Raw genomic sequence first — 14,934 nt, 5'->3', positions numbered from 1 at the left:
CAGGTCAAGTGGCCCCAAATCCCGGAAAATTCAGGATCAAACCAGCACCGCCAGCAGGATGCTGAGGGTGATGAAAGATCCGAAAGTCGCACCCAGAAGCGCGATAGAAGCCACGCCTTCGTGGCCATAATCCAGCGCGAAGACCGTGTAAATCAGGAACATCGGCATCGCCGCCGACAGGATCACCGCCATATGCATATCGGCCCCCAGCATCGGCAGGCCGATCAGCGGTAGCAACATTGCGGTCGCCGCCACCAGCGCCGGATGCAGGATCAGCTTGCCAAGGATGATCTGCGTCGCCAGTACCTGATTGCCCTTGACCGGCAAACCGAACAGCGACCCGCCGATCACGAACAACGCCAAGGCGCTGGCCGAAGCCGCCAGCATGTCGAGCAAGCGCAGCCCCGCAGCAGGCAGCGTGATCCCCGACAGCATGATCGCCAGCCCGGCCAGCAACCCGATGAAAAGCGGCCGTTTCAGGATCGACAGGAACAGCGACCCCAGCATGTGCCAGCGGCTTTTATGGGTCAGGTCGCGCGACGATTCCAGCAGGACCAGACCGATCGGGATCAGAACGAAATTTTCCACTACGAAATTCAGCGCCAGAATGATGCCTGCCTTGTCCGGGAACAACAGCAACATGACCGGATAGCCGACAAAGCCGGAATTGGGGCAGCTTGCCCCCATCACCCCGATGGCGCGGCGCGCCGGGCCGGTGCCCTGCAGCGACAGGATCACATACATCGCCGTTATCGTCGCCAATCCGCCGATGGCGAAAACGGCAACATAGGACAGGTCCAGCACTTCGGACAGATCACGTTTTATCAGCGCGGCGCACAGCAGCGCGGGCAGCGCGATGTTCTGGACGTATTTGCCCATGATCTTCATGTCTGTCGGGCTGAACATGCCGAACCGGACCGTGGCAAAGCCAAGCGCAATGGCCGCGAAGATCGGGAAGGTGATGGAAAGAATGTCGATCATGTCTGTATGTCCCAATGTTGCGGCGGTTCGGTTCCGATTTCGTCAGCGAGATCGGACAGGTAACGATGCATCACCGACAGCCGCCGCTGTGCCAAGGCGCGCCCGGTTTCGGTGGTCATGCCCTCGGCCAACCGCAGCAGCTTGACCGGCCAGTGATCCAGCGCATAGGCGCTGTCATCGGGGGGCCGGTGGGTAGCAAAGGGGTCGTCGGGGTGATGAAGCGGGCGATTCAGCCGACCGGAAACCGCAAATGTCCGGGCAATACCGGTGGCGCCGATGGCATCCATCCGGTCGGCGTCGCGCAGGATGCGGGCCTCTTGGGTTTCAGGCTCTATATTGGCGGAAAAGCTGTGTGCTTCGATGGCGTGGCGGGTCCGGGCGATTTCGGTTTCGGAAAAACCCAGCGCCTGCAAATGCGGGATAGCGGCATCGGCGGCCAGGCGCGACGCCTGCGCCCGGTTCGGCGCGTCCTTGGGCAGGTTGACCAGATCGTGCAGATAGGCCGCCGCCAGCAGCAGCTTTCGATTGCCGCCTTCTGTCGCGGCAATCCGGTCGCATGTGAACCAGACCCGATCCAGATGCCCCAGATCATGGGCGCTGTCCTGCGCCATGTCCCGTTCGGCAATGTCCCGCAGGGTCTGGCGCAGAGGCTCCATTACCCGATGGTGCCGCGATTTTCGCCGATCTGTCCGCGATGCAGCAGCAGGTGATCAAGGATCACGCAGGCCATCATCGCCTCGGCCACCGGCACCGCGCGAATGCCGACGCAGGGGTCGTGACGGCCCTTGGTGATCACCTCGATTGGCGTACCGTCCTTGCGGATTGATTTGCGCGGGGTGAGGATTGACGAGGTCGGTTTGACAGCAAAGCGCACCACCACATCCTGCCCGGTGGAAATCCCGCCAAGGATGCCACCCGCATGGTTGGAGGAAAACACCGGCTGGCCATCGTTGCCCATGAAAATTTCATCGGCGTTTTCGCTGCCGCGCAGTTTTGCCGCCGCCATGCCTTCGCCGATCTCGACGCCCTTGACGGCGTTGATCGACATCATCGCCGCCGCCAGATCGGTATCGAGCTTGCCATAGATCGGGGCACCGATCCCGGCGGGTACGCCGCGCGCCACCACTTCGACCACCGCGCCGACGGAATCGTGATCCTTGCGCAGCTTTTGCAGGTAGTCTTCCCAGTGTTGCGCGGTTTCGGCGCCTTGCGGAATCCAGAAATCATTCTGGTCGATGGCGTCCCAGTCAAATGTCTCGCGGTCGATCTCCAGATCGCCCATCGCGGTCATGTAACCCTTGATTTCCAGTCCCGGCACCATTGCCCTGATCGCTTCGCGCGCGACGCCACCGGCGGCCACCCGGGCGGCGGTTTCACGGGCCGAAGACCGGCCGCCGCCGCGATAATCGCGGTTGCCGTATTTCAGGTGATAGGTGATGTCGGCATGACCGGGGCGGAAGGTCTGGGAAATCTCGCCATAATCGCGCGACCGCTGATCGGTGTTTTCGATCAACAACTGGATCGGGGTGCCGGTGGTTTTGCCGTCAAACACGCCCGACAGGATTTTTACCGCATCGGGTTCGTTACGCTGAGTGGTGTTTTTGTTCTGCCCCGGGCGGCGCATGTCCAGCCAGTGCTGCAACATCGCCTCGTTCACCGGAACTTCGGGCGGACAGCCGTCCACCGTTGCCCCCAAGGCAGGCCCGTGGCTTTCACCCCAAGTGGTGACGCGGAACAGGTGACCGAAAGTGTTCATGCTCATTGCAGCGCTCCTTTGATGCCTGCAATACAAAGGGTGGCCTTGGCGCTCAAGCTGTTTTGCCTTGAAACGCATGATCTGTGGCGCTAGGTCTGCGCTTACCTCGGGGTGCCTGCCACGCGTTGTGACAGGCTGAGATGCGATATTGCGAACCCGTTGAACCTGAACCGGTTAAGACCGGCGGAGGGAAGGTATGGATATGGTATCCGTTCTGACTCCGCCCGTCGCAGTGAGGAGGATACCAATGAAGTATCTTGCATTTGCCACGGGATTGTTTGCTGCCACCACAGCCGTGGCCGAAACACCCGTTTTGACGATCTACACCTATGACAGTTTCGTGTCCGATTGGGGCCCTGGCCCGGCGGTGGAAAAAGCGTTCGAAGAGGTCTGCGCCTGCGACCTGCAATTCGTCGGTGCCGGCGATGGCGCGTCGCTGCTGGGGCGGCTGAAGCTGGAAGGCGCCCGCACCAAGGCCGACGTGGTTCTGGGGCTGGATACAAACCTGACCGCTGCCGCAGCAGAAACCGGGCTGTTCGCGCAATCCCCGGTCAGCGCCGAATACGATCTGCCGGTGGCGTGGGACGATCCGGTCTTCGTGCCTTATGACTGGGGCTATTTCGCCTTCGTTCAAAATGCCGATCTGAACGGACCCGCCGATTTCAAAGCGCTGGCCGACAGCGATCTGAAAATCGTCATCCAGGACCCGCGCAGTTCGACCCCAGGTCTGGGTCTGCTGATGTGGGTGAAGGCGGCCTATGGCGACGAAGCCCCGGCAATCTGGGAAGGGTTGAGTGATAATATCGTCACCGTGACCAAGGGCTGGTCCGAAGCCTACGGATTGTTCATGGCGGGCGAGGCCGACATGGTTCTGTCCTACACCACATCGCCCGCCTATCACCTGATCGCCGAAGAAGATTCTTCCAAAGTGGCGGCGCATTTTGCCGAAGGGCATTATCTGCAAATCGAGGTTGCAGGCAAAATCGCCGGAACCGATCAGCCCGACCTGGCCGATCAGTTCCTGCAATTCATGGTGACGGACGCGTTCCAGTCTGTAATCCCGACCACCAACTGGATGTATCCCGCCGTGACTCCGGCGGAGGGATTGCCGAAGGGTTTCGAGACCCTGATCCAGCCCGAAAAGGCCCTGATCGTGCCTGCCGATCAGGCCGGTGCGGTGCGCGACGCGGCACTGGCCGAATGGCTTGAGGCGCTGTCGAAATGATCCGAAGCGGCCCGGGATACGCGGCGGCGGCATTTGTCCTGCTGTTCATCTTTGGGCCGCTGATCGTGGTCTTTGCCAAGGCCGGGGGCGGTGTCATTCCCGGCCCCGGCGATTGGGCCGCGATACGGTTTTCCATCACCCAAGCGACATTGTCGGCGCTGTTCAGCACGTTGTTGGCGATCCCTGTCGCCCGCGCATTGGCGCGGCGGCAATTTCCCGGACGCGGGGTGTTGATCACGCTTCTGGGGGCACCGTTCATCCTGCCGGTCATCGTGGCGGTTCTGGGCCTTCTGGCGGTTTTCGGGCGCAGCGGCGTGGTCAATACCGCGCTGATCTGGATCGGGCTGCCGCCGGTGCAGATCTATGGTCTGCATGGGGTGGTTCTGGCGCATGTGTTTTTCAATCTGCCGCTGGCCACACGCATTCTGCTGCAAGCCTGGCAGCAGATCCCGGCGGAACGGTTCCGGCTGGCCGCCAGCCTTAACATGACTGCGGGCCAGATCGCCCGGCAACTGGAATTTCCAATGCTGAGGGCGGCCGCACCGGGCGCGTTCGTGGTCATCTTTGCCCTGTGTCTGAGCAGTTTCACCGTTGCACTAACCCTTGGCGGCGGGCCCAAGGCGACCACGGTGGAATTGGCGATCTATCAGGCGTTCCGGTTCGATTTCGATCTCGGACGGGCCGCGATGCTGGCGGTGATCCAGACCCTGTTGGTCAGCGTCGTGGCATTGATGGCACTGAAATTTTCGCGCGGCGAAGGGTTCGGGGCGGGGTTGGACCGGGTGGTCACGCGCTGGGATGCGCAATCGACACTGTTACGGCTGAATGATACCTTGGTGCTGATCTTGGCTGCGCTGTTTTTATTGCTGCCGCTGACGATGGTGGTGGTCAACGGTGTTGCAGGTTGGGCCAAGATGCCCGTCCAGGTCTATTCGGCGCTTTGGGTTTCGCTGATGATCGCACTGCTGTCGACAGTCCTGACTCTGGTCCTGGCGCTGCCGCTGGCGCTGACCGCGCTGCGGCGTGGTTGGGTCGAGGTGGTCGGGCTGTTCGGCATCGTCAGCTCACCTTTGGTTCTGGGCACCGGGTTGTTCCTGATCGTGTACCCTTTCGCCGACCCGGCGCGATTGGCCTTTGTCGTGACCGGTCTGGTCAATGCGTTGATGGCGCTGCCGTTTACCCTGCGCGTGCTGATCCCGTCCTTGCGCGCGTCGGAACAGAATTTCGGGCGGCTTGCGGATTCCCTGAGCCTGACGGGCTGGACCCGGCTGCGATTGCTGCTGCTGCCACGGGCGCGGCGGGCGCTGGGATTTGCCGCGGGTCTGACTGCGGCGATGTCGATGGGCGATCTGGGGGTGATCACGTTGTTCGCCGATCCCAGCCGCGCCACTCTGCCGCTACAGATGTACCGGCTGATGGGCGCGTTCCGGATGGAAGCAGCAGCCGGGGCCGGGTTGTTGTTGCTGGTCTCCAGTCTGGGCCTGTTCTGGATATTGGACAAAGGAGGGCGCGGCGATGTTGACACTTGAACAGCTACGGATCGTTCAGGACGATTTCAGCCTGAAGGCCGACTTTACACTGGAACAGGGTCGCATATTGGCCCTGATCGGCCCGTCTGGAGCGGGAAAATCGACACTGCTGAACGTGATCGCGGGATTTTTTCCGCCGCAATCGGGCCGGGTGACGTGGCAGGGGCGTGACCTGACCGGGTTGGCACCGGGCAAACGGCCGATGGCGATGTTGTTTCAGGACAATAACCTGTTTCCGCATCTCAGTGTGGCCTTGAATGTGGGTCTGGGCCTGCGTCCCGATCTGAAACTGGATCAGGCCGAACGGGTTCAGGTAGAAGACGCGCTGAACCGGGTCGGATTGTCGGGTCTGGGGGGGCGCAAGCCCGGCAGCCTGTCGGGTGGGCAGCAAAGCCGGGTGGCGCTGGCCCGGATTCTGGTTCAGCGCCGGCCGCTGGTGCTGCTGGACGAACCCTTTGCAGCGCTGGGTCCGGCGCTGAAACGCGATATGCTACGGCTGGTACGGGACCTCATGTCCGATATTGGCGGTACGTTAATCATGGTCAGCCATGATCCAGAAGACGCCCGGATGATCGCAGATCTGACATCGGTCGTGGCCGATGGCACGGTCAGCCCGCCGCAATCCACGGCGGAGCTGTTCAAAAACCCATCTGCGGCACTGCGGGCCTATCTGGGCGATTGAATTTGCGCCTCACGCTTGCACCGGCAGGCCGGGGCGGCCACAATCGATTTGACGCCACCGAAAGGAAAACCCAATGGATTTCATGTCGTTGATCTGGATCTTTATCCTGTTTACGGCGTTGCAGCCGGTTCTGCAGAAAAAGCTGCAAGAGGCGATGCGCCAGCGCAAGATCGACGAAATTCAGCGCAAACGCGGATCGCGGGTGATCGTTCTTGTGCACCGCCAGGAAACCATGAGCATCCTTGGGATACCGCTGATCCGCTATATCGACGTTCAGGACAGCGAACAGGTGCTGCGGGTGATCGACAATACCGATGACGACACCCCGATTGATTTTGTCGTACACACGCCGGGCGGGATGGTTCTGGCCGCTGTGCAGATCAGCCGGGCGCTGAAGAAACACAAGGCCGATGTGCGCGTGTTGGTGCCGCATTACGCAATGTCGGGCGGCACCCTGATTGCCCTGGCCGCAGATCAGATCGTGATGAACCGCCACGCGGTTCTGGGCCCGGTCGATCCGCAACTGGGACAGCAGCCCGCAGCCTCGATCCTGGCGGCGGTGGCCAAAAAGCCGGTAAAAGAACTGGACGATGCCACTCTGATCAATGCCGATATGGCGCATAAGGCCATCGTACAGGTCCGCAGCGAAGCCGAAGACCTGCTGGCCAGCCACATGGATGCGGCGCAGGCAAAGGACGTGGCGGACAAGCTGGCTTCGGGCGGCTGGACCCATGATTACCCCATTTCCGCAGAAGAGGCGCAGCAGATGGGGCTGCCGATCAGCACCGACATACCGATCGAGGTGATGGACCTGATGCGGCTTTATCCGCAGCCGACCAACAAACAGGGCGGGGTGGAATACCTGCCGCGCAAACACGGGTAAGCCCTTCGTTTTCAAATTGAGAACCAGAGAGACCGCATGACCAAGACCCTGATTTCCTTTGGCCACGGCTATAGTGCCGCAGCGCTTGCCAAGTTGCTGATTCCGCAAGGATGGCGGGTGATCGGCACCACCCGCAAACCCGAGAAGTTCGAGAGCTTGCGGGAGGCCGGGGTGGACCCGGTACTGTGGCCCGATACCGATATGACCCCCTGTCTGGATCAGGCCAGCCATATCCTGATTTCCGCCGGGCCGGATGCCGAGGGCGATCCGGTGCTGCGACTATACCGTGATCAGATCGCGGCGCGTGCGGATCGGTTCGACTGGATCGGTTATCTGTCGACCACCGGGGTTTACGGCGATCATCAGGGGGGATGGGTGGACGAAGATACCCCGCTGACACCATCGACCAAGCGCGGCCAGATGCGGGTTGCAGCCGAAGCGGAGTGGGGCGCCATTCCCGGGTTGCCGCTGCATATTTTCCGGTTGGCGGGAATCTACGGCCCCGGTCGCGGCCCCTTTGCCAAGGTCCGAAATGGCACCGCGCGGCGGATCATCAAGGAAAATCAGGTGTTCAGCCGGATTCACGTGGAGGATATTGCGCAGGTTCTGGCGGCGTCGATCCAGGCCCCAAATCCGGGTGCGATTTACAATCTGTGCGATGACGATCCGGCCCCACCCGAAGACGTGATCGCCCTTGCGGCAGAGTTGCTTGACCTGCCCGTGCCGCCCGCGATCCCGTTTGAAACAGCGGAGATGACGCCGATGGCACGCAGTTTCTATGCGGAATCGAAACGGGTGCGGAATGATCGCATCAAGGCCGAACTGGGCATCCACCTAAAATACGCCAGTTATCGCGACGGCTTGGCCGCGATGCTGGCAGGCAAAACCTGACCCTGATTATTGCGGCCCGATAGCAACCAGCGTCAGGTCAAGCGGCAGAACGATCGGGCGTTTCATGCCCTTTTTTCTCTGATCGTGGCAATTCCGAGCGCTTCGAGGACTTTCGTTTCGATATCGGACGCATTCAAGCCCGCGACGTCATACATTGCCGCAGGCGACGCCTGATCAATGAAAATATCGGGCAGAACCATCGACCTGAACCGCAAACCACTGTCGAAAACACCATTTTCGGCCAAGAATTGGGCGACATGGCTGCCAAAACCGCCAATGGCACCTTCTTCGATCGTGATCAGCGCTTCGTGATCCTGCGCCAAAGTCAGGATCAGGTCCTCGTCCAGTGGTTTTGCGAAACGGGCATCGGCCACGGTCGGCCGGATCCCTTTGGCAGCCAGATTTTCGCTGGCTTTCATCACTTCCTGCAACCTTGTGCCGAAAGACAGGATCGCGACCCGGCCGCCCTTCTGGATCATCCGGCCCTTGCCGATCTGCAACGGCGTGCCGCGTTCGGGCAGGTCGACCCCGACCCCTTCTCCGCGCGGATAGCGGAAAGCGATCGGTCCGTCATCATGCGCCGCGGCAGTGGCGACCATATCGACCAGTTCGGCCTCATCAGCGGCGGCCATCACCACCATGCCGGGCAGATTGGCCATGAAGGCGGTGTCGAAACTACCTGCATGGGTTGCCCCGTCGGCACCAACCAGTCCGGCGCGGTCGATGGCAAAGCGCACCGGCAGGCGTTGAATGGCGACATCATGCACCACCTGATCATAGCCGCGCTGCAAGAACGTGGAATACATCGCGCAGAACGGTTTCAGCCCGCCCGCAGCCAGAGCCGCGGAAAAGGTCACGCCATGCTGCTCGGCGATACCGACATCGAAACAGCGGCTGGGATACCGTTCGGCAAACAGGTTCAGACCAGTCCCGTCGGGCATCGCGGCGGTCACTGCGACGATCTTGTCATCGCGCGCCGCTTCGTCCAGCAACGCCTTGCCAAAGACGCTTGTGTAGCTGGGGGCGTTCGAGGGGGCTTTTTTCTGTTCGCCGGTCAGAACGTCAAATTTGGCGGTGGCATGCCCACGATCACGGGCGCGTTCTGCGGGCGGGTAACCTTTGCCCTTCTTGGTCTGAACATGGATCAGCACCGGTCCGGTGGCCCGCGCCTTGACCGTGCGCAGCACCGGCAGAAGCTGAGCCATGTCGTGGCCGTCTATTGGGCCGATATAGGTAAAGCCCAGTTCTTCGAACAACGTGCCGCCGATGGTCATGCCTTTGAGCATTTCCTTGGCCCGTTTCGCGCCTTCGCGGAACGGTTCGGGCAGCAGGCTAACGGCGCCCTTGGCGGCGGCCTTGAAGTCCTGAAACGGTTCGCCTGAATACAGCCGATTGAGGTAATTCGACAATGCGCCCACCGGCGGCGCAATCGACATGTCATTGTCGTTCAGGATCACGAAAAGCCGCTTTTTCAGGTGACCGGCATTGTTCATCGCTTCGAACGCCATGCCCGCGCTCATTGATCCGTCGCCGATCACCGCGATGGCGTCACCCAACCCGCCTTCGGCGTTCCCGCCGAGATCACGCGCCACGGCAAACCCCAAAGCGGCGGAAATCGAGGTCGACGAATGCGCCGCGCCGAACGGGTCATAGGGGCTTTCGCTGCGTTTGGTGAATCCCGACAATCCACCTTCTTGGCGCAGGGTGCGGATGCGATCGCGCCGTCCGGTCAGGATTTTATGCGGATAGCTTTGATGGCTGACATCCCAGATCAGTTTATCGCGCGGCGTGTCAAACACCGCGTGCAATGCAACGGTCAATTCGACCACGCCAAGACCCGCGCCCAGATGGCCGCCGGTTTCCGACACCGCACTGATGGTTTCGGTGCGCAATTCGTCGGCAAGCTGGCGCAGTTGGGTGTCGTTCAGCCGTTTCAGGTCGGACGGCTGGTGGACATCATCAAGCAACGGCGTTTTGGATCTGTCTGGCATTGGCCCCCTCCGGGGAGTTTAGCTTTGCCGCGCAATAACGAAACGGGCGGCATCCCGCAAGCATTCGGCGTCGTCACCATAGGTGTCAAGCGCCGCATGGGCCTGCTCAATCAGTTCGGCGGCGCGGGCGCGCGCACCGTCCAATCCCAGCAACGACACAAAGGTCGCCTTGCCTGCCTTTTCGTCCTTCTGCAGCCGTTTTCCGGCAGTTTTTTCGTCACCTGTTACATCCAAGATGTCATCGGCAATCTGAAAAGCAAGGCCCAGCGCCTGCGCATAGGCCCGCAACGGTGCCGTATCGGCCCCAGCCAGGATCGGCCCCGCAGCGGCAGACCATTCGATCAGCGCCCCGGTCTTACCCGCCTGCAATTCGGTTATCTGGTCCAGCGTCAGCGGGTCCGGCGCGGTTTCCGCGGCGATATCAAGCGCCTGACCCAGAACCATGCCGCGCGCGCCGACGGCCCGGGCCATCCCCAGCACCAGATCGCATCGAATGGCGGCGTCGGGCGATGTTTCAGCCCGGGACAGCAATTCAAAGGCCAGCGTTTGCAGCGCATCCCCGGCCAGTACGGCGGTGGCCTGATCCCACTGGATATGCACCGTGGGCATTCCGCGGCGCAAATCGTCATCATCCATGCAGGGCAGATCATCATGCACCAGGCTGTAGGCATGCAGCGCCTCGACTGCCGCGGCGGGCCAAAGCGCCTGTTGCGGCGCGATCCCGTGCAGCCGCGCGGTTTCCAGCACCAGAAAAGCACGCAACCGTTTGCCGCCGGTGCTGGCGTAGCGCATCGCCTCGACCACGGGCAGATCGCCCATCGGCGCAATTACGGCATCCAGATGCGCCTGCACCTGCTGTGCGGCGTCTTTCAAGCGGGTTTCGAACACTTACAAACCTTCGACCGGCTTCAATCCCGTTGGGTTGCCATCCCCGTCGAGGGTGATCGCGGCAACTTTTTCTTCGGCTTCCTTGAGCTTGGTTTCGCAGCGCTTCTTTAGCTCGGCACCGCGTTCGTACAGCTTGATGGAATCTTCCAGCGCCACGTCGCCGCGTTCCAGCTGACCCACAACCTGTTCCAGCTCTTTCATCGCGTCTTCGAAGCTCATTTCGCTGACCGGCTTATCGCTCATGCGCCCTTCTCCATCAAAACCTGAACATGTGCGGCGGCCGAAGCCGCCAGCGCCGTCAGATCATATCCGCCCTCCAAAGTCGAGACAACGCGACCCGCGCAATGTCTCGACGCCAGATCGCAGAGATGTTCGGTGATCCAGGTATAATCGTCCACTTCCCATTCCAGTTGCGCCAGCGGATCTGCCCTGTGCGCGTCGAACCCGGCGGAAATCAGGATCAGTTCAGGCTTATATGCCTCGATCATCGGAAAGACTTGACGCACATAAGTGTTGCGCATTTCCAGGCTGCCGGTTTGCGGTGCCAAGGGAAGGTTGACGATCTGGTCGAATTTACCGCGTTCGGATTCGGTTCCGGTGCCGGGCCAGAGCGGCGATTGATGCGAGGAAAAGAACAACACCTTGTCTTCGGTCCACAATAATTCCTGCGTGCCATTGCCATGATGCACGTCGAAATCCACGATCACCACCCGGGTCAACCCATGCGCCATGATCGCATGTTTCGCGGCGATGGCGATGTTTCCGAACAGGCAGAATCCCATCGGAGTTTCACGTTCGGCATGATGGCCGGGCGGGCGGCAGGCGACAAAGGCATTGGCCACCTCGCCGGTCATTACCGCATCGACGGCAGCGCAAGCACCGCCAACCGCGCGGCGCGCGGCCTGCAATGATCCCGGTGACATGAAGGTGTCTTCATCCAGCGCGATACAGCCCTGCTGCGGTTCAGCCGCTGCGATTCTGTCAATATAGCTTTGCGGATGACACAGACCGATCAGCCGGTCCGGTGCAAGCGGCGCGTCGCGCCGGTCCAGCGCATCGAAACCCTGCAAGGCCTCTGTCACGGATTGCAGCCGGCCAACCTGTTCTGGATGGCCGGTTGGGGTCTGATGATTCAAACAGTCCGAATGCGTATAGAAGGCAGTCGTCATATCCCCCCCCTTGTCGTGATCCGGAAGCCGGTTCGGCGTTATTGCGAATCCTGACAGGCTATCGCCTCTTCCAGTGCAGTCATGGACCCATCAAGGTCGATCGTCATGACCTCACCGTAATCGTTATACAGTGTCAGCGTGTATTTCGAAGCCAAATCCCAAAGGAAATCTTCGCTGTCGAAATAGATATCAGCCCCCGGAACACCGTTCAGATAGATACCCTTTGCCACGCCGTGATAGGTCTGACCGTCAACGTCGAAGGAGATGTCATATTGCCCCCCTTCTTCGATATCACCCCAATTGTCGTGAAAGGCGGTCAGGTAGGCGGCCCCTTCGTTCAGATCGAACCCGATCCGCACCAGAACACCGTTATTGTATTCCGCCTGAATCAGGCAACCATAGCCAAGCGTCGGGTCGACCATGACATCCCAGCCACCGGCTTCGCCCCAATATTCCAGATCGGCAGCTGGCGCCACCGACGGGGCGGTCAACGCAACCGCGAAAGCCATTGCCGAAAAGGTCTTAAATAATTTCATTGTTGTTCTCCTTGTCCCTTGTTGATTCTTGTATCGACCAACTTGTGCGGGCGGAACCTAACACAATTCTCCCAAAAACAAGGGGTTATTCAGGCGAACAAAGAAAATTCCCCGCGACTGAAGGACCGGCGCAATCCAATACAAGTCAATCGGGTGCCAACATGTATCCCGCTCCCCTCACGGTTTGCAGATAACGCGGCTGTTTCGGGTCGTGTTCAATTTTGCGCCGCAGCCGCGTGATCTGAACATCTACCGCACGTTCCTGGGCCTGCCCGTGATCGCGACCCAGGTCTTCGACCAGATTGGCCCGGCTGATCGCTTCGCCGGGCCGGGCGGCAAAGATTTTCATCAGCTGGTTTTCGGTGGCGGTCAACCGCACCAATTCATTGTCACGCCACAGTTCGCCCCGGTCGACATCGTAACGGATCGGCCCCAGCGACAGAACCTTCGGCGCTGTATCTTCGGGGGTCAACGCTGGCATCCGCCGCAGGATCGCATTGATCCGCAGCAACAATTCCTTGGGTTCGAACGGTTTGGACAAGTAATCATCCGCGCCGACTTCCAATCCCGATATCCGGTCTTCGGTTTCGCCCTTGGCAGTCAGCAGCAGAATCGGTGTGGTGATCGTCTGGCGCAGATCCCGGGTCAGGCTGATACCGTCCTCGCCCGGCATCATTACATCCAGCACGATCAGATCGAAATCCAGGCCCGCTAATAACCGGCGCGCATGTGCCGCATCGCGTGCCGCCGACACCAGGAACCCGTTACGGATCAGGAATTTTTGTAACAAGCCGCGAATACGCTCATCATCGTCAACGATCAGCAGATGAGCATCTACATCACTCATGCGCCGTTCTCCTTGAGGGCATGGTATTTGCGGCGCATCTCGGTATCCATCATCGCTTCGAGAACCTGCCGGAACCCGGCCACTGCCTGTGGCCCTGCCGCGCGGTAAGCGGCGCGCATACGGGCGCGCTGCGCATCAGACAGTTTACGTTCCAGCTCTTGCCCCGCCTCCGTTAGGTACAGGTGGCGTTCGCGTTTGTCGGCCATGCCGACACGGCTTTCCACCAGACCGTCCTCGATCAAGGTGCGCAAGACGCGGTTCAGCGATTGTTTGGTTACCCCCAGCAGCACCAGCAGATTGTTGACCGTGGTCCCCGGGGCGCGGTTGATGAAATGGATCGCCCGGTGATGCGCACGACCATAAGCCATGCCGGCCAGAATGCGATCAGGGTCCGCGGTAAAACCGCGATAGGCGAAAAACATCGCCTCGATTCCCTGCCGCAATTGTTCGTCGGTCAGAAAAAGCAATTTTTCGCCCGTCGTCACATCCGCCATAAATTTCCCCCGGAAATCATCAATATGCCCGCAATAGAGGCAGCTTAAGTCAGTCTTATTGACTTTCCAAGATCAACTTGGTACCGAATCGCAGTTTTGGCGCAAGAATGTGTCCGTTTCGGACTAAATCCGCGCAACATATGCAAAGGCGCGCAGGCGCAGGAGGACGGGACATGGCCGGATACGATGATCGCGACGGTAAAATCTGGATGAACGGCAAACTGGTGGACTGGCGCGATGCCAAGGTCCACGTGCTGACCCATGCCCTGCATTACGCCTCTTCGGTATTCGAGGGCGAACGCTGCTATAACGGCAAGATCTTCAAAAGCGTCGAACATTCCCAACGGCTGCGAAATTCCGCCAACCTGCTGGATTTCGAAGTGCCCTATGCGGTGGAAGATCTGGAAAAGGCAAAATACGACGTTTTGGCCGCCAATGGCTGGACCGACGCCTATGTCCGGGCCATTGCATGGCGCGGGGCGGGCGAAGACATGGGGGTAGCTTCCCGCAACAACCCGGTTCAGGTCGCCGTCGCGGCCTGGGAATGGGGCAATTATTATGGCGACGCCAAGATGAAGGGTGCGAAACTGGACATCGCCAAGTGGCGCCGTCCCGACCCGGCCACCATCCCCTGCGAAGCCAAGGCTGCCGGGCTTTACATGATCTGCACCATGTCGAAACATGCCGCCGAGGACAAAGGGTGTTCCGACGCGATGATGTTCGATTACCGCGGTTATGTGGCCGAAGCGACCGGCGCCAATATCTTCTTCGTCAAGAACGGCGAAGTGCACACCCCGAAACCGGACTGTTTCCTCAACGGCATCACACGTCAGACCGTGATTGGCATGTTGAAAGAACGCGGCATCACGGTGACCGAGCGCCATATCATGCCCGAAGAGCTGGAAAGCTTCGAACAATGCTGGCTGACCGGCACCGCCGCCGAAGTCACGCCCGTCGGCCAAATCGGCGATTACAGGTTCGAAGTCGGCGCACTGACCCGCGACATTTCGGAAAGCTATGAAAAAATGGTGCGCAGTTGATCCTCACCTGATCGGACGTCTC

16 protein-coding genes and 1 riboswitch are annotated in these 14,934 nt (G+C 60.3%); of the genes, 6 read left to right on the top strand and 10 right to left on the bottom strand.

The genetic code is table 11. The annotated features are described in order from the left end of the window. Positions 1–36 precede the first annotated feature (36 nt). Genes VOI23_RS07735 through aroC form a run of 3 tightly spaced genes read right to left on the bottom strand, consistent with a single transcriptional unit; the run spans position 37 to position 2,743 of the window. Positions 37–981: an AEC family transporter gene (locus tag VOI23_RS07735; protein ID WP_323783813.1), complete on the bottom strand. Its 945-nt coding sequence runs from the start codon at positions 979–981 to the stop codon at positions 37–39. Beyond that, the gene (locus VOI23_RS07730) at positions 978–1,637 is read right to left on the bottom strand and encodes an HD domain-containing protein (protein WP_323783811.1); all 660 of its coding nucleotides are present in this window, start codon (positions 1,635–1,637) and stop codon (positions 978–980) included. The genes VOI23_RS07735 and VOI23_RS07730 overlap by 4 nt, the downstream gene beginning before the upstream one ends. Then, complete coding sequence (aroC, locus tag VOI23_RS07725; RefSeq protein WP_323783809.1) at positions 1,637–2,743, bottom strand: chorismate synthase; 1,107 nt, start codon at positions 2,741–2,743, stop codon at positions 1,637–1,639. Before aroC ends, VOI23_RS07730 begins: the two co-directional genes overlap by 1 nt. Before the next feature lie 91 nt (positions 2,744–2,834). Beyond that, positions 2,835–2,946, top strand: a riboswitch (TPP riboswitch). A 38-nt stretch (positions 2,947–2,984) separates the two neighbouring features. Between aroC and thiB the strand changes: the two genes are divergently transcribed. The 5 genes from thiB to VOI23_RS07700 all read left to right on the top strand — a co-directional run bounded on the left by thiB (position 2,985) and on the right by VOI23_RS07700 (position 7,947). Beyond that, positions 2,985–3,962, top strand: a complete 978-nt coding sequence (gene thiB / locus VOI23_RS07720) for a thiamine ABC transporter substrate binding subunit (RefSeq protein WP_323783807.1) — start codon at positions 2,985–2,987, stop codon at positions 3,960–3,962. After that, positions 3,959–5,491, top strand: coding sequence for a thiamine/thiamine pyrophosphate ABC transporter permease ThiP (locus VOI23_RS07715; protein WP_323783805.1), 1,533 nt, complete (start codon positions 3,959–3,961; stop codon positions 5,489–5,491). Before thiB ends, VOI23_RS07715 begins: the two co-directional genes overlap by 4 nt. Further along, on the top strand, positions 5,478–6,173 hold the full coding sequence (locus VOI23_RS07710; protein ID WP_323783803.1) for an ATP-binding cassette domain-containing protein: 696 nt from the start codon (positions 5,478–5,480) through the stop codon (positions 6,171–6,173). Before VOI23_RS07715 ends, VOI23_RS07710 begins: the two co-directional genes overlap by 14 nt. Positions 6,174–6,246: 73 nt before the next feature. Next, positions 6,247–7,056, top strand: a complete 810-nt coding sequence (locus tag VOI23_RS07705) for an SDH family Clp fold serine proteinase (RefSeq protein WP_323783801.1) — start codon at positions 6,247–6,249, stop codon at positions 7,054–7,056. Between the two features lie 36 nt (positions 7,057–7,092). Next, on the top strand, positions 7,093–7,947 hold the full coding sequence (locus VOI23_RS07700) for an SDR family oxidoreductase (protein WP_323783799.1): 855 nt from the start codon (positions 7,093–7,095) through the stop codon (positions 7,945–7,947). A 62-nt stretch (positions 7,948–8,009) separates the two neighbouring features. Here VOI23_RS07700 and dxs read toward each other — a convergent pair whose 3' ends face one another. The 7 genes from dxs to VOI23_RS07665 all read right to left on the bottom strand — a co-directional run bounded on the left by dxs (position 8,010) and on the right by VOI23_RS07665 (position 13,872). After that, complete coding sequence (dxs, locus tag VOI23_RS07695; RefSeq protein WP_323783797.1) at positions 8,010–9,938, bottom strand: 1-deoxy-D-xylulose-5-phosphate synthase; 1,929 nt, start codon at positions 9,936–9,938, stop codon at positions 8,010–8,012. An 18-nt stretch (positions 9,939–9,956) separates the two neighbouring features. Continuing rightward, positions 9,957–10,826 carry a farnesyl diphosphate synthase gene (locus VOI23_RS07690; protein WP_323783795.1) on the bottom strand — a complete coding sequence of 290 codons (870 nt, stop codon included), beginning with the start codon at positions 10,824–10,826 and terminating at the stop codon, positions 9,957–9,959. Then, positions 10,827–11,069, bottom strand: a complete 243-nt coding sequence (locus tag VOI23_RS07685; protein WP_323783793.1) for an exodeoxyribonuclease VII small subunit — start codon at positions 11,067–11,069, stop codon at positions 10,827–10,829. Beyond that, positions 11,066–11,995, bottom strand: coding sequence for a histone deacetylase family protein (locus VOI23_RS07680; RefSeq protein WP_323783791.1), 930 nt, complete (start codon positions 11,993–11,995; stop codon positions 11,066–11,068). The genes VOI23_RS07685 and VOI23_RS07680 overlap by 4 nt, the downstream gene beginning before the upstream one ends. A 38-nt stretch (positions 11,996–12,033) precedes the next feature. After that, entirely contained in the window at positions 12,034–12,531 is a 498-nt protein-coding gene (locus VOI23_RS07675; RefSeq protein WP_323783789.1) for a hypothetical protein, read from the bottom strand. A gap of 145 nt (positions 12,532–12,676) precedes the next feature. Then, positions 12,677–13,378, bottom strand: a complete 702-nt coding sequence (locus VOI23_RS07670) for a response regulator (protein ID WP_323783787.1) — start codon at positions 13,376–13,378, stop codon at positions 12,677–12,679. Continuing rightward, positions 13,375–13,872: a MarR family winged helix-turn-helix transcriptional regulator gene (locus VOI23_RS07665; RefSeq protein WP_323783785.1), complete on the bottom strand. Its 498-nt coding sequence runs from the start codon at positions 13,870–13,872 to the stop codon at positions 13,375–13,377. Before VOI23_RS07665 ends, VOI23_RS07670 begins: the two co-directional genes overlap by 4 nt. 173 nt (positions 13,873–14,045) lie before the next feature. Here VOI23_RS07665 and VOI23_RS07660 point away from each other — a divergent pair, with 173 nt between their 5' ends. Further along, on the top strand, positions 14,046–14,912 hold the full coding sequence (locus VOI23_RS07660) for a branched-chain amino acid aminotransferase (protein ID WP_323783783.1): 867 nt from the start codon (positions 14,046–14,048) through the stop codon (positions 14,910–14,912). Positions 14,913–14,934: the final 22 nt, after the last annotated feature.

This window comes from Thalassovita sp., from assembly GCF_034670005.1.
Lineage (GTDB): Bacteria > Pseudomonadota > Alphaproteobacteria > Rhodobacterales > Rhodobacteraceae > Thalassobius.
Note: the sequence above shows the minus strand (reverse complement) of the source record. Positions and strands in the feature narration are given on the sequence as shown.

Coding starts and splice junctions, on each gene's coding strand:
- VOI23_RS07675 (WP_323783789.1), bottom strand. CDS start 12,531: ATGAAATTATTTAAGACCTTTTCGGCAATGGCTTTCGCGGTTGCGTTG.
- VOI23_RS07665 (WP_323783785.1), bottom strand. CDS start 13,872: ATGGCGGATGTGACGACGGGCGAAAAATTGCTTTTTCTGACCGACGAA.
- VOI23_RS07680 (WP_323783791.1), bottom strand. CDS start 11,995: ATGACGACTGCCTTCTATACGCATTCGGACTGTTTGAATCATCAGACC.
- VOI23_RS07730 (WP_323783811.1), bottom strand. CDS start 1,637: ATGGAGCCTCTGCGCCAGACCCTGCGGGACATTGCCGAACGGGACATG.
- VOI23_RS07700 (WP_323783799.1), top strand. CDS start 7,093: ATGACCAAGACCCTGATTTCCTTTGGCCACGGCTATAGTGCCGCAGCG.
- VOI23_RS07710 (WP_323783803.1), top strand. CDS start 5,478: ATGTTGACACTTGAACAGCTACGGATCGTTCAGGACGATTTCAGCCTG.
- VOI23_RS07715 (WP_323783805.1), top strand. CDS start 3,959: ATGATCCGAAGCGGCCCGGGATACGCGGCGGCGGCATTTGTCCTGCTG.
- thiB (WP_323783807.1), top strand. CDS start 2,985: ATGAAGTATCTTGCATTTGCCACGGGATTGTTTGCTGCCACCACAGCC.
- aroC (WP_323783809.1), bottom strand. CDS start 2,743: ATGAGCATGAACACTTTCGGTCACCTGTTCCGCGTCACCACTTGGGGT.
- VOI23_RS07705 (WP_323783801.1), top strand. CDS start 6,247: ATGGATTTCATGTCGTTGATCTGGATCTTTATCCTGTTTACGGCGTTG.
- VOI23_RS07735 (WP_323783813.1), bottom strand. CDS start 981: ATGATCGACATTCTTTCCATCACCTTCCCGATCTTCGCGGCCATTGCG.
- VOI23_RS07685 (WP_323783793.1), bottom strand. CDS start 11,069: ATGAGCGATAAGCCGGTCAGCGAAATGAGCTTCGAAGACGCGATGAAA.
- VOI23_RS07660 (WP_323783783.1), top strand. CDS start 14,046: ATGGCCGGATACGATGATCGCGACGGTAAAATCTGGATGAACGGCAAA.
- dxs (WP_323783797.1), bottom strand. CDS start 9,938: ATGCCAGACAGATCCAAAACGCCGTTGCTTGATGATGTCCACCAGCCG.
- VOI23_RS07670 (WP_323783787.1), bottom strand. CDS start 13,378: ATGAGTGATGTAGATGCTCATCTGCTGATCGTTGACGATGATGAGCGT.